This window comes from Nocardiopsis sp. M1B1, from assembly GCF_052466615.1.
Map to the genome: position 1 here is coordinate 327,761 of NZ_CP196194.1, position 12,586 is coordinate 340,346.

General features: G+C 71.7%; 9 protein-coding genes. 5 read left to right on the plus strand and 4 right to left on the minus strand.

Annotation, left to right across the window (positions count from 1 at the left end):
- Positions 1 to 65: 65 nt before the first annotated feature.
- The 4 genes from ACSTA4_RS01465 to dnaK form a co-directional block, all read right to left on the minus strand.
- The gene (locus tag ACSTA4_RS01465; RefSeq protein WP_248773132.1) at positions 66 to 551 is read right to left on the minus strand and encodes a heat shock protein transcriptional repressor HspR; all 486 of its coding nucleotides are present in this window, start codon (positions 549 to 551) and stop codon (positions 66 to 68) included.
- Positions 548 to 1,711 carry a molecular chaperone DnaJ gene (gene dnaJ, locus ACSTA4_RS01470; protein ID WP_248773133.1) on the minus strand — a complete coding sequence of 388 codons (1,164 nt, stop codon included), beginning with the start codon at positions 1,709 to 1,711 and terminating at the stop codon, positions 548 to 550. The genes ACSTA4_RS01465 and dnaJ overlap by 4 nt, the downstream gene beginning before the upstream one ends.
- A gap of 139 nt (positions 1,712 to 1,850) precedes the next feature.
- Complete coding sequence (grpE, locus tag ACSTA4_RS01475) at positions 1,851 to 2,603, minus strand: nucleotide exchange factor GrpE (protein ID WP_444962172.1); 753 nt, start codon at positions 2,601 to 2,603, stop codon at positions 1,851 to 1,853.
- A 35-nt stretch (positions 2,604 to 2,638) separates the two neighbouring features.
- Positions 2,639 to 4,492 carry a molecular chaperone DnaK gene (dnaK, locus tag ACSTA4_RS01480; RefSeq protein WP_248773134.1) on the minus strand — a complete coding sequence of 618 codons (1,854 nt, stop codon included), beginning with the start codon at positions 4,490 to 4,492 and terminating at the stop codon, positions 2,639 to 2,641.
- A gap of 464 nt (positions 4,493 to 4,956) precedes the next feature.
- Here dnaK and ACSTA4_RS01485 point away from each other — a divergent pair, with 464 nt between their 5' ends.
- The 5 genes from ACSTA4_RS01485 to ACSTA4_RS01505 all read left to right on the plus strand — a co-directional run bounded on the left by ACSTA4_RS01485 (position 4,957) and on the right by ACSTA4_RS01505 (position 12,440).
- Positions 4,957 to 6,090: a polysaccharide lyase gene (locus ACSTA4_RS01485; protein WP_444962173.1), complete on the plus strand. Its 1,134-nt coding sequence runs from the start codon at positions 4,957 to 4,959 to the stop codon at positions 6,088 to 6,090.
- Between the two features lie 714 nt (positions 6,091 to 6,804).
- Positions 6,805 to 9,018, plus strand: coding sequence for a (Fe-S)-binding protein (locus tag ACSTA4_RS01490; protein ID WP_444962174.1), 2,214 nt, complete (start codon positions 6,805 to 6,807; stop codon positions 9,016 to 9,018).
- Between the two features lie 575 nt (positions 9,019 to 9,593).
- Positions 9,594 to 10,358, plus strand: coding sequence for a DUF2470 domain-containing protein (locus tag ACSTA4_RS01495; RefSeq protein WP_444962175.1), 765 nt, complete (start codon positions 9,594 to 9,596; stop codon positions 10,356 to 10,358).
- Between the two features lie 177 nt (positions 10,359 to 10,535).
- On the plus strand, positions 10,536 to 11,528 hold the full coding sequence (locus ACSTA4_RS01500) for an ABC transporter ATP-binding protein (RefSeq protein WP_444962176.1): 993 nt from the start codon (positions 10,536 to 10,538) through the stop codon (positions 11,526 to 11,528).
- Between the two features lie 60 nt (positions 11,529 to 11,588).
- A complete protein-coding gene (locus ACSTA4_RS01505; protein WP_444962177.1) occupies positions 11,589 to 12,440 on the plus strand; it encodes an ABC transporter permease in 852 nt (283 codons plus the stop codon).
- The last annotated feature ends 146 nt before the right edge of the window (positions 12,441 to 12,586 follow it).

Below are 12,586 nucleotides of genomic sequence, written 5' to 3' on the forward strand. Positions count from 1 at the left end.
GTCGTGTCACGGGGGGTGGTGTCCGACGGCCGACCGCGCCCCCGTGTCGCCGTGGCGGAGTTCCGTCAGTCCTGCTCGTCGTCGGTGCGGCCCGGGGCGCCGCGGCCCCTGCCCCGCTCCTCGTCGTCGTTCCTGGGCTCGGCGGTATTGAAGATCGTCACGCGGGTGCGGCGCACCAGTTCGCCGCGCACCCCCGTGCCGCCGTCGGCCGGGCGGCCCCGGCGGGCCACCGCCCGGCGGGCCGCCTCCAGCTCGTTGGCCAGGTGGAACACCTGCTCCCGCAGCTGCTCGACCTCGTGTTCCAGTTCCAGGATCCGCTTGATCCCGGCGAGGTTGATGCCCTCCTCCTGGGAAAGCCGCTGCACCTGGCGCAGCGTCTGCACGTCGCGCATGGAGTAGCGGCGCCCGCGGCCGGACGCGCGGCCCGGCGAGACGATCCCCAGTCGGTCGTACTGGCGCAGGGTCTGCGGGTGCATCCCCGCGAGCTCCGCGGCGACCGAGATCACGTAGACCGGAGCGTCAGCGCCGAAGGAGTCGTTCACGTCGTTCACGCACCCTTCGCCCGCGTTTCGAGTCCGTCGCGCGGGTCGTAGTCGGAGGTCGCGGCGCGGAACTTCTCCAGAGCCTCGCGTGCGTCCCCGTTGAGAGTCCTCGGTACCGCCACCTCGATCGTGACGAGCATGTCGCCGGTGGTGCCGTCCTTGCGGTTCGCGCCCTTGCCGCGCACCCGCAGCTTGTGCCCGTTCTGCGTGCCCGGCGGGACCTTCACGGTCACCGGGAAGCCGTTGAGGGTGGGGATGCGCACGTCCGCGCCGAGCGCCGCCTCGGGGAAGGTGACCGGGACGGTGATCGTCACGTTGTCGCCGCTCCTGCCGAACACCGGGTGCTCCTTCACGTGGACGACGACGTAGAGGTCACCCGTCGGGCCGCCGTTCTCGCCCGGCGCGCCCTTGCCCTTGATCCTGATCCGCTGCCCGTCGGTCACGCCGCCGGGGATGCGGGTCTGGACGGTGCGGGTGCTCTTGCCGCGCCCGCTGCCGCTGCACGTGGGGCAGGGGTCGTCCACGACCAGGCCGCGGCCCTTGCACTCGCTGCACGGCTCGGACAGCGAGAAGCCGCCCAGGTTGGTGTTCTCGTGCCCGGTGCCGGAGCACTTGGGGCACATCCGCGGGGCGGTGCCCGACTTGGCGCCGGTGCCCTTACAGGTGGGACAGGCCGCCTCGCTGGCCAGCTGGAAGGAGCGCGTGGCCCCCTCGGCCGCCTCGCGGAAGGTCAGTGTCGTCTCGGTCTCGATGTCGGCGCCGCGTCTGCTGCGGGTGGTGCCGCCGCGCCCGCGGCCGCCGAACAGCCCGCCGAAGAGGTCGCTCAGCCGCTCGCCGCCGCCCGCGGTCCCCGTCCCGCCGGTGCCCTGGCCGAACAGGTCGCCCATGTCGAACCCGCCGGGACCGGTGCCGCCGCCGGGGCGGTAGGAGCCGCCGAACAGCGACCGCGCGTTGTCGTACTCCTTGCGGCGCTTCTCGTCCGACAGGACGTTGTAGGCCTCGGAGATCTCCTTGAAGCGGTCGGCCGCGCCGGGGTCGTCGGCGTTCGCGTCCGGGTGGTTCTCCCTGGCCAGCTTGCGGTAGGACTGCTTGATCTCGTCCTTCGAGGCGGTCTTTGAGACTCCCAGGACCTTGTAGTAGTCCTTCTCCAGGTAGTCCTTGGTGCTCATCGACTGGTGCCTTCCCCCGCTGGTGCCGGTTGCGTCCGATGCTTCCATGTGACCCCGCACCGTGTCGGGCCGGGGTCCGGCTCCGGCCGCGGCCGCCGCTCACGCGGGGCCGCGGCCGGAGGATCAACGGGCGGACCCGTTACCTGTCGTCTTCCCCGCCGTCGGCGCCGTCCGCGGCCGGGGACTCCCCGCCGGGGGCGTCGCCCTCGGCGGCGGAACCGGACGCGGCCTCCTCGCCGCCGTCGGCGGGATCGCCGACGACCACGCGGGCCGGGCGCAGGACCCGCTCACCGATGCGGTACCCGGGCTGGAACACCTCGATCACGGTCTGGACCGAGATGCCCGGGACGGGGACCAGGGTGAGCGCCTCGTGGATGTTGGGGTCGAACTCGTCGTCCTTCTCCGCGTACCGCTCCAGGCCCAGCTTGGTGACCACGGCCTCCAGGGCCTCGCCCACCGCCTTGAACCCGCCGTTGAGCTCGTCGTGCTCACGGGCCCGGCCGACGTCGTCCAGGATCGGCAGCAGTTCGCCGAGGACCTGGGCGGTGGCCATCTCGCGGACGGCCACGCGGTCGCGGTCCACGCGCTTGCGGTAGTTGGCGTACTCCGCCTGCACCCGCTTGACGTCGTTGGTGAGCTCGACGACCCGCTCGTCCGCGTTGATCGCCTCCGACACCACCGACTCGGGGGTGTCGGGGACCTCGACGTCCTCCAGGTCGGCCTCGACGACCTCCTCCTCGGCGACCTCGGGGATCTCCTCGGTCGCGTCGCCCTCGGCCTCGGGGTTGCGGACCTGCCCGGTCTCCGGGTCGATCCGGCGGTTGTCCCGGATCACCGGCCCCTGGCGCTCCTCACCGTCGCCGGTGCCGTTGGTGTTCTCCGACGGTGCCATCTGAGACACGCCTCCTTCCTCGACTCGAACCGGGATCAGGACTGCTGGTTGCCCTGGGTGCCCTTGTTGTCCTCGTCGACGATCTCGGCGTCCACGACGTCGGCGTCGTCGGCGGAGCTCTGGGCGCCCTGGGCGGCGTCGCCCTCGGCACCCTGCTGGCCCTGGCTGTAGATGGCGGAGCCGATCTTCTGGCTGGCCAGCGCGACCTTCTCGCTCGCGGTGCGGATGGCCTCCACGTCGGAGCCCTCCAGCGCGGTCTTCAGCTCGGCGACGGCGGCCTCGGTCTCGGAGCGCACGTCCGCCGGGACCTTGTCCTCGTTGTCCTTGATGACCTTCTCGGTCTGGTAGACGAGGGACTCGGCGTTGTTGCGGACCTCGGCCTCCTCGCGGCGCTTGCGGTCCTCCTCCGCGTACTGCTCGGCCTCGCGGACCATCTTGTCGATGTCGTCCTTGGACATCGCGGAGCCGCCGGAGATGGTGACGGACTGCTCCTTGCCGGTGCCCAGGTCCTTCGCGGTGACGCTCACGATGCCGTTGGCGTCGATGTCGAAGGCGACCTCGATCTGCGGGACGCCGCGCGGCGCCGGGGGCAGACCGGTCAGGTCGAAGACGCCCAGCTTCTTGTTGTACTGGGCGATGTCGCGCTCACCCTGGTACACCTGGATCTGCACGGACGGCTGGTTGTCGTCGGCCGTCGTGAAGATCTCGGAGCGCTTGGTCGGGATGGTCGTGTTGCGCTCGATGAGCTTGGTGAACACGCCGCCCTTGGTCTCGATGCCCAGCGACAGCGGGGTGACGTCCAGCAGCAGGACGTCCTTGACCTCGCCCTTGAGCACACCGGCCTGGAGCGAGGCGCCGATGGCCACGACCTCGTCCGGGTTGACGCCCTTGTTGGGGTCCTTGCCGGTCATCTCCTTGACCAGGTCCACGATGGCGGGCATACGGGTGGAGCCGCCGACCATGACCACGTGGTGGATCTGGTCCAGGCTGATCCCGGCGTCCTTGAGGACCTGCTGGAACGGGGTCTTGGTCCGCTCGACCAGGTCGGCGGTCAGGCGCTGGAACTCGGCGCGGGAGAGCTTCTCGTCCAAGTGCAGCGGGCCCTCGGCCGAGGCCGTGATGTAGGGCAGGTTGATCGCCGACTCGCTGGAGCTGGACAGCTCGATCTTGGTCTTCTCCGCGGCCTCGCGCAGGCGCTGGAGGGCCATCTTGTCCTTGGACAGGTCCACGCCGTTGGAGTTCTTGAAGCGCTCGACCAGCCAGTCGACGATGGCCTGGTCCCAGTCGTCGCCGCCCAGGTGGTTGTCGCCGTTGGTCGCCTTGACCTCCACGACGCCGTCGCCGACCTCCAGGAGGGAGACGTCGAAGGTGCCGCCACCGAGGTCGTAGACCAGGATGGTGGCCTCGTCCTCCTTCTCCAGGTGGTAGGCCAGCGCGGCCGAGGTCGGCTCGTTGATGATGCGCAGGACGTTGAGGCCCGCGATGGTGCCGGCCTCCTTGGTGGCCTGGCGCTGGGAGTCGCTGAAGTAGGCCGGGACGGTGATGACCGCGTCGGTCACGTCCTCGCCCAGGTAGGCCTCGGCGTCGCGCTTGAGCTTCTGGAGCACGAAGGCGCTGATCTGCTGGGGGTTGAAGGTCTTGTCGTCGATCTTCACCGTCCAGTCGGTGCCGATGTGGCGCTTGACCGAGCGGATGGTGCGGTCGACGTTGGTGACCGCCTGGCGCTTGGCGACCTCGCCGACGAGCACCTCACCGTTCTTGGCGAAGGCGACGACGGACGGGGTGGTACGGGCGCCCTCGGCGTTGGCGATGACCGTGGGCTCGCCGCCCTCCAGGACCGCGACACACGAGTTCGTCGTACCGAGGTCGATTCCGACCGCACGTGCCATGGTTGCTTCCTCCGTCAAAGTTGAGTCGTTCAGACGTAATTTTGCTTCGTCGGGTGAGGGCTGTCAAGTCACTTGAGTGGACCCGACTCAAGTTGGTTCCTACGTCCTGACAACGGGCGGCCGGACCGGGATGTTCCCGACCTGGGCACTCCGATCGGGGATATGGGCGAACCCCGGGACAAGTCGGGGAGAACCTTGACCCGCAAGATCAGGGAGGGTCGGGGTTCCCCTGGGGTGGCTTCGGGGGCGCGGTCGCGGGCGGCCCCGGAAGGCGCGGTCACCGGAGGGGCGCCTTCCGGTCAAGCGGAGGGAAACGCCCGTGTCGCGGCGCCGGGCGTCGGCGTTCGGCGGCCGACGATGGCCCTGCCGCCGACGCGCCGGTGCCGAAGCGCCGGTGCCGCCGGGCGGCGACCGCCGCGGCGGCTTCCCGCCGCGTCCGCCGTACCCCTGAAACGGAGACGCCCGTGACGCCCAAGGCCCTGCTCGCCTCCGCGCTCGCCGCCGCGGTGCTGCTGCCCGCGCTGGGTGCCGCCCCCGCGTCCGCCCAGGACGAACCGCGCCTGATCGGGGACACCACCGCACCCGCCGGTGAGGTCCGGACCCCCGCCGCGGAGGCCCCGCCGTCCAGCGGTGACGTTACGGTGCCGCCGGGGGAGGCCGCCGTGCCCTCCGGCGAGGCCGCCGCGCCAGCCGAGGACGCTGACGCGACCGCCGGGGAGGGTTCCGGGTCGGCCGCGGAGGGCGCCGCCGGGACCGCCGGGGACGGCCCCGCGTCCGGGGGAGACGTCGGGGACGCCTTCTCGTCCACGTACCGGCACAACACCTTCGAGCGTCCGGCGGCGGGCACCGCCTACACCCTCGACGAGTGGGAGAAGGACGGCTGGTACGCCTCCAGCGCCAGGGGCCTGGAGGAGCGCGCCGTCATCGACGACTCCGTGCCCGCCCACGGGGGCGGCCAGTCGCTGCGCGTGCTCTACCCCGAGGGGAAGATCGGCGCGCAGGAGTCCGGCGGGCTGGCGCCGTTCCAGCTCTCCCCGGCGCGCGAGTACTACCTGTCCTTCTGGGCGCGCCTGGGCGAGGACTTCAGCTGGGGGACCACCTCGTTCGGCGGGAAGCTGGGCTTCGGGCTGGCCGGGGGCGCGGGCTGCTCGGGCGGGGACGTGTGCACCGGGGAGAACGGCTACAGCTCGCGCGTGGTCTGGCGCCGCGACGGCAAGGCGGAGCTGTACTACTACCACATGGACAAGGCGGGCGAGTTCGGCGACTCCGAGCCCCTCGTCGCGGACGGGTCCGTCGTCCACCTCCCCCGGGGCGAGTGGGTGCACATCGCCCAGCGGGTCCGCGTCAACACGGTCACCGACGGCCGGGCCGAACCCGACGGGGAGATCGAGGTCTTCTACAACGGCGAGCCCGCCGCGCTGGTCACCGGCCTGCGCCTGGTGACCGACGACGACCTGGTGGACAAGGCCTACCTCTCGTCCTTCTTCGGCGGCTCCACCGAGGGCTTCGCCCCGGCCCACGACAGCTACGTCTGGTACGACGACCTGAAGGTGTCCACCTCGCGCGCCGACATCTGCGAGCTCGGCGGCTGCGCCTGACCCCCGACCGGCCCCGCCCGGCCCGCTCCGTCGGGGGCACCGCTCCGGGGAGTCGTCCACAAGCGAAGGGCGGGCGTTGCCGGAGGCCGTGTCCCTTCGCGAGACTGGAAGACGGGGGGTCCCAGGGCGTCCCGGGCTTCGCCGTGCCCGCGCGCCGCACCGCTCGCGAGGGCGGAACCCGCGCTCGACCCCCGGCACGGCCCCCGTACCCGGCTCTCCGGCACGGCCCTCCGGCACGGTCCTCGGGGGCGGCCCCGGGGAGGGCGCCCGGGAACGATCCCGGCGACGGCTCCGAGCGCGCCCCCGCCGGAGGGCCCCGGAGGTTGTCCACAGCCGCGGATCCGTGGTTGTTCCACTCCCGGCGATGCCGCAACCTGGTAATAGGGGAGAGACGGTGAAGTCACCGATACCCCCGTCGAGTCGTCCCGCGTCCGTCGTCCGCTACATATAGGACGTGCGGTGCGCCCGAGACCTGTTCGGGCACACCCGCGCGGTCCTGTCACACCGGTACCGGCGCCAGCGCCGGACGGCACCGACGCGGGCGCGCCGACCGGGTTCCGCGACCCGGCGGCCCGCGGCGACGGCGGCGGGGCGTCCGTCCCACGAGCGGTCGGGCATCCGGTGGCGACCGCGGCATTACTCGCTAGTAACATATAGTTCGACCCCCGGTGTGTGGCGCACCGGACGACGAAGCAGGATGGGAGGCCACGGACGATGCTGTACCTGACACTGGGCATCATCACCTCGGTCTTCGCCGTGGTCGCGTTCACCATGTTCGCTCTGGGTATCCGCCAGATCGTGCGAACCGTGGGTGTGGGCCGCTCGGTGGAGCCGGAGCGCAAGGGGCCGTTCGGACAGCGGTTCACCATGGCGCTCATCGAGATCCTCGGGCACGGGCGGATGCTCAAGCGGCCCTGGATCGGCGTCGCCCACTGGTTCGTCATGGTCTCGTTCCCGCTGCTGGTCTTCACCGTCGTGGAGGCCCAGGGCGAGGTCTTCGACCCGCACTTCAAGCTGCCGATCATCTACGACTGGGCCCTCTACGGCCTGGCCATCGAGTTCATCGCCGCCGCCAGCCTCGTGGGCATCGTCGGCCTGACGGTCTACCGCCTGCTCAACGGGCCCAAGCGCCTGGGCCGCGAGTCCCGGTTCACCAACTCCCGGCACTGGACCGCGTACTACGTCGAGGCCTACCTGTGGGGCCTGCTGATCTCGATCTTCGTGATCCGCGGTCTCAAGTCGGCCATGGGCGACTTCCCGTTCCCGGCCTGGGCGACGCCCATCTCCACCGGCCTCGGCGCGATCCTGCCCGGCGACCCCGCGATCGCCGAGCCCGCCATCGCGCTGGTCGCCGCGTTCAAGCTGATCATCAGCTACCTGTTCTTCGTGGTCATCGCCCGCGTGCTCACCATGGGCATCGGCTGGCACCGCTTCCTCGCGCCGGTCAACATCTACTTCAAGCGCAACGCCGACGGGTCTCCGTCCCTGGGCGCGGCCAAGCAGATGATGGACAAGTCCGGCACCAAGCCCCTCGACTTCGAGGAGGCCGACCCCGACGAGGATCCGTTCGGCGCGGGCAAGCTGGAGGACTTCACCTGGAAGGGCCTCCTGGACTTCACCACCTGCACCGAGTGCGGGCGCTGCCAGTCCCAGTGCCCCGCCTGGAACACCGGCAAGCCGCTCTCGCCCAAGAAGGTCATCCTCGACCTCCAGCAGCACACCTACGAGAAGGCCCCGTACCTGCTCCAGGGCATCACCGAGGAGACCCTCGCCGAGAAGCCCGACGAGAGCCACGCGGGCGTGGACGTCCTCGCCCTCCTCAACCGGCCGCTGGTCGGCACCGAGGAGGAGAACGGCGTCATCCACCCCGACGAGCTGTGGGCCTGCACCAACTGCGGCGCCTGCGTCGAGCAGTGCCCGGTGGACATCGAGCACATCGACCACATCCTCGACATGCGCCGCTACCAGGTGATGGTCGAGTCCAACTTCCCGTCCGAGGCCAACACGCTCCTCAAGAACCTGGAGAACAAGGCCAACCCGTGGGGCATGGCCGAGGACCGGCGCATGGACTGGATCGAGGAGCTGGCCTCCCGGGAGGAGAACCCGGTCGAGGTCCAGGTCGTCGAGGACAAGCTCCCCGAGGGCACCGAGTACCTGTTCTGGGTCGGCTGCGCCGGTGCCCTGGAGGACCGCGCCAAGAAGACCACCAAGGCCATCGCCGAGCTGCTCGACATGGCGGGCGTCGAGTTCGCCGTGCTGGGCGGCATGGAGGCCTGCACCGGTGACCCCGCGCGCCGCCTGGGCATGGAGTACGTCTTCCAGATGCTCGCCCAGCAGAACGTGGAGACGCTGAACGAGGCCGGTGTCACCAAGATCGTGGCCAGCTGCCCGCACTGCTTCAACACGCTCGCCAACGAGTACCCGCAGCTCGGCGGCACCTACGAGGTCGTGCACCACAGCCAGCTGCTGGCCAAGCTCGTGGAGGAGGGCAGGCTCACGCCGGTCAACTCCGTGGAGGAGAACATCACCTACCACGACCCCTGCTTCCTGGGCCGCCACAACAAGGTGTACACGCCGCCGCGGGACATCATGGCGCAGGTGCCGGGGGTCAAGACGCAGGAGATGCACCGCCACAAGGAGCGGGGCTTCTGCTGCGGGGCCGGCGGCGCCCGCATGTGGATGGAGGAGCGGATCGGCAAGCGCATCAACACCGAGCGGGTGGACGAGGCGCTGACCACCAACCCCGACACCGTCTCCACCGCGTGCCCGTTCTGCCAGGTGATGCTCGGCGACGCGATCAACGAGAAGAAGTCGCAGGGCGAGGCGAAGGAGACGCTGGAGGTCGTGGACGTCTCCCAGCTGCTGCTGCGCTCGGTCCGCGGGGAGGCCCCCAAGGAGGAGGCCGAGACCGCCGACGCCCAGGGCTGACGCGAGGGCCCGGACGAGGGCACCGGACCCGTGCGGGGGCCGGGGAGCCGACCATGCGGTCGGCGCCCGGCCCCCGCGCCGTTCACCGGCGGTCCGGCGCGGGACGGCTCCGCACGCGGGCCGGAACCGCTCACGGTCGGGTACGGGGGCGTCCGCAGGGCGGAGCCGGGGCCGTTCACGGCCGGGGACGGGGGCCGCTCGCGGCCGGGGGCGGAACCGCTCAGGGCGAGGCGGCGAGGTGTTCGCCGAGGAACCCGTCCAGACCGTGCCGGGTGACCTGGCTGGCGAACCCTCCCCAGTTGAGGTCGAATATGTGCTCCGCCCAGGGGATCTCCAGGTGCCGGTGCGCGACCCCGGCCGCGGCTCACCCGCACCGGCGGACGATCCGGGTCCGGGGCCCGGGCGGGCGCCCAGGTCACCGGAGTCGTGGCGGCCCCGAGCCGAAGGCCGTTCCCTGTCCCCTTCCCTCCGCGCGAACGCACCGCCCCCGCGGGTGCGGTCCGGGGGAGGGGCTTCCGGAGAAGGGGGATTTAGGTTAGCCTTACCTGACTGTCTTCTATTCGAGGTGGTCGCCCGTGAACGCCCCCGTTCCCCCTCCCGCCGATCGCGCCCGTTCCACCCTGGCCCGCGGCGGTCCGGTGACCGTGGCGGCGGCCTCGGACCGGCTCGGCGAGGCGGGGACCGTGCACCTGGAGGACGCCCCCCGCCACGTGCACGCCGACGGAGCCGTGAGCCTCCTGCTGCCCGACGGCCACCCGCTCACGGACCCCCGTCCCAGGGGCCCTGTGGTGATGGCGGAGTTCACCGACCTGTCACCCGTGCTGATGCGCGACAGGGTGCGGGCGGTGCTGTGGGTGAGCGGCGCCGTGGAGGCGCTGGAGCACGCCGACGCCCGCGCCCGCGCGGCCCGGCTGCCCGAGGCCGCCACCGACGACCGGCTACTGGAGATCGGGCACGGCCTGACGATGGTGGTCCTGCGCACCGCCCTGGTGGTCCAGTCCGACCACGACGGGGCCCACGTGCTCGATCCGGCCGAACTGGCCGCCGCGCGCCCCGACCCGTTCTCCCTGTGGGAGGCGCCCTGGCTGCGCCACCTCGACGAGGACCACGCGGATCTGGTGGGCGACCTGCTGGCCGCCGTTCCCGGCGCCGCGCGCGGAGGCCGGCCCCGTCCCCTGGGCGTGGACCGCCTCGGGCTGCGGCTGCGGGTGGAGACCGCGCGGGGGTACCACGACGTGCACCTGCCCTTCACCCGTCCGGCGCGCACCCCCGACGACGTCGCCGTCCAGGTGCACCGGCTGGCCGGACACCCCGTCCCCCAGGGCTACGACCGCGGATGAGCGGACGCCGGAGGGCGGGCGCGGCCGAGGAGGCCGGGGGAGCCGCCACGACCGCGGACGAGCGGCCGCCGCACCGGCCCGATGACATTTGTCAGTGTGCGCGCCGGTAGGTTCCCCCGGGCGGCCGGTGATAACGGCGTCTGTTCCGCGTGAGCCGTTCCGCGGGAACCTGGGGACATGACGACGACAGCGAGCACCGCGGCCACCGGCCCCGGCCGACAGGACGCCACCGGCCCGGCGGTGGTCGTCCGCGACCTGCACCAGCACTACGGCGACTTCGAGGCGGTCAAGGGGGTCTCCTTCGAGATCCACCCCGGCGAGCTCTTCGCCCTCCTCGGGACCAACGGCGCGGGCAAGACCACCACCATCGAGACGATGGAGGGCTTCCGCCGCCCCAGCTCCGGCAGTGTCCGGGTCTTCGGCCTCGACCCCTACGGCCAGCCCGCCGGAGTCCGGGAGCGCACCAACGCCGTCCTCCAGGGCAGCGGCCTGCTGGAGGACCTGAGCGTCGCCGAGACCCTGCACCTGGCCCGCGACCTCGCCGCCACGCCCAGGGACACGGACGAGACGCTGGAGCTGGTCGGCCTCGCCGACAAGCGCGGGGTCGCGGTCCGCCAGCTGTCCGGGGGGCAGAAGCGCCGCCTGGACCTGGCGCTGGCACTGCTGACCAGGCCCGAGGTCCTGTACCTGGACGAGCCCACCACCGGCATGGACGCCGAGGGCCGCATCGAGACCTGGCGCATCGTCAACGACCTCAAGCGGGAGGGCGTGGCGGTCCTGCTCACCACGCACTACCTGGAGGAGGCCGAGCGGCTCGCCGACCGGCTGGCGATCATGCACCGCGGCGAGGTCCGCGTGGAGGGGACGATCCAGGAGGTCCTCGCGGGCTGGGGCGACCGGGTGAGCTTCGTGCTGCCCCCGAACGTGCGCACCGCCGACCTGCCCCGTGTCGAGGGCGCGGACGTCTCCGTGGAGACGCGCGGCCAGGCGCTGTGGGCCACCTACACGGTCACGCGGGGGAACGTCGAGGAGCGGGCGCACCACGCGGTGTCCGCGCTCATGTCCTGGGCCGTGGAGAACGGCACCGTCCTGCGCAGCCTCCAGGTGCGCAGCGCCTCCCTGGAGGACGTGTTCCTCCGGGTCGCCGACGGCGCCGCCGACCTGGTCTGACACGGGCCGCAGCGCTCCGTGCCCCCCCTGCCCCGCACAGTCCTTCGAGGAGACACCGCGATGACCGCGAACACCGCCGCCCCCACCACCGACGCCACCGGCGTCCGGCCCGGCGTCAGCTGGACCAAGCAGGCCGTCCGCCTGGCCCGGACCGAGTTCACCCTGTTCGCGCGGTACAAGACCGCCTGGATGTACCTGGCCCTGCCGCTCTTCTTCGCCTTCATGACCACGAACCTCCCCAATGACGAGGTCGTCCCCGGCTTCGGGATGGGGCAGATGGCCATGGTCGCCACCATCGGTTCCATCGGGCTCATCCTGGGCGTCGGCCACCCCTCCAACGTGTTCACCGCGCGGAGGGAGTCCCTGGTCCTCAAGCGGCTGCGGGTCAGCGGGGTGCCCCAGCTGGCGGTCTTCGGCGGCGTCATCGGGGCCGTGGTGGTCTTCTCCCTGGCGATCACGGTGGTGGTGGCCGCCCTGGTCCTGGTCTTCTTCGGCAGCCTTCCCCGGGACCCGCTGATGCTCGCCGTCGCGGTCGTCCTCAGCTCCGTCATGTTCTCCCTGATGGGGCTGCTCATCACCCCGATCGTCCGCAACGCCGAGTCCGCCCAGATGATCTCGATGCTGCCCATGCTGGTCCTGCTGTTCGTGGGCGGCGGTCTCATCCCGCTGGAGTTCCTGCCGGAGACCGCTCGCGTGATCATCGGCTTCGTCCCGTCGGTCCCCGCCGGGGAGATGGCGCAGACCGCCTACTCCGGCTACGACGCCTTCCGGGGCTTCGGGGACGGGGAGGAGAAGGGCTACCTCGCCCTGTGGGTCGCGGCCCTGCCCTCCATCGGGATCATGCTCGCCTGGATCGCGGTGCTGGCTCTGCTGGTGCGCCGCTACTTCAGGTGGGACCCCCGCCAGCCGTAGGGCGGGCGCGGGGCGCCGGGGAGGCCGGGGACGGACGGCCTGCCCCGGCCTTTGCCCGCGCGGGCCCGGAAACGCCCGTGGACAAGTGTTCGGCGGGGTCCGGACGGGCTCTCCCGACGCGCCCCCGCGCGAAGGTGGCACACTGT

Bases quoted from the DNA above. Each gene is read 5' to 3' on its own strand.
- dnaJ (WP_248773133.1), bottom strand. From the start codon at position 1,711: ATGAGCACCAAGGACTACCTGGAGAAGGACTACTACAAGGTCCTGGGA.
- grpE (WP_444962172.1), bottom strand. From the start codon at position 2,603: ATGGCACCGTCGGAGAACACCAACGGCACCGGCGACGGTGAGGAGCGC.
- dnaK (WP_248773134.1), bottom strand. From the start codon at position 4,492: ATGGCACGTGCGGTCGGAATCGACCTCGGTACGACGAACTCGTGTGTC.
- ACSTA4_RS01490 (WP_444962174.1), top strand. From the start codon at position 6,805: ATGCTGTACCTGACACTGGGCATCATCACCTCGGTCTTCGCCGTGGTC.
- ACSTA4_RS01500 (WP_444962176.1), top strand. From the start codon at position 10,536: ATGACGACGACAGCGAGCACCGCGGCCACCGGCCCCGGCCGACAGGAC.
- ACSTA4_RS01505 (WP_444962177.1), top strand. From the start codon at position 11,589: ATGACCGCGAACACCGCCGCCCCCACCACCGACGCCACCGGCGTCCGG.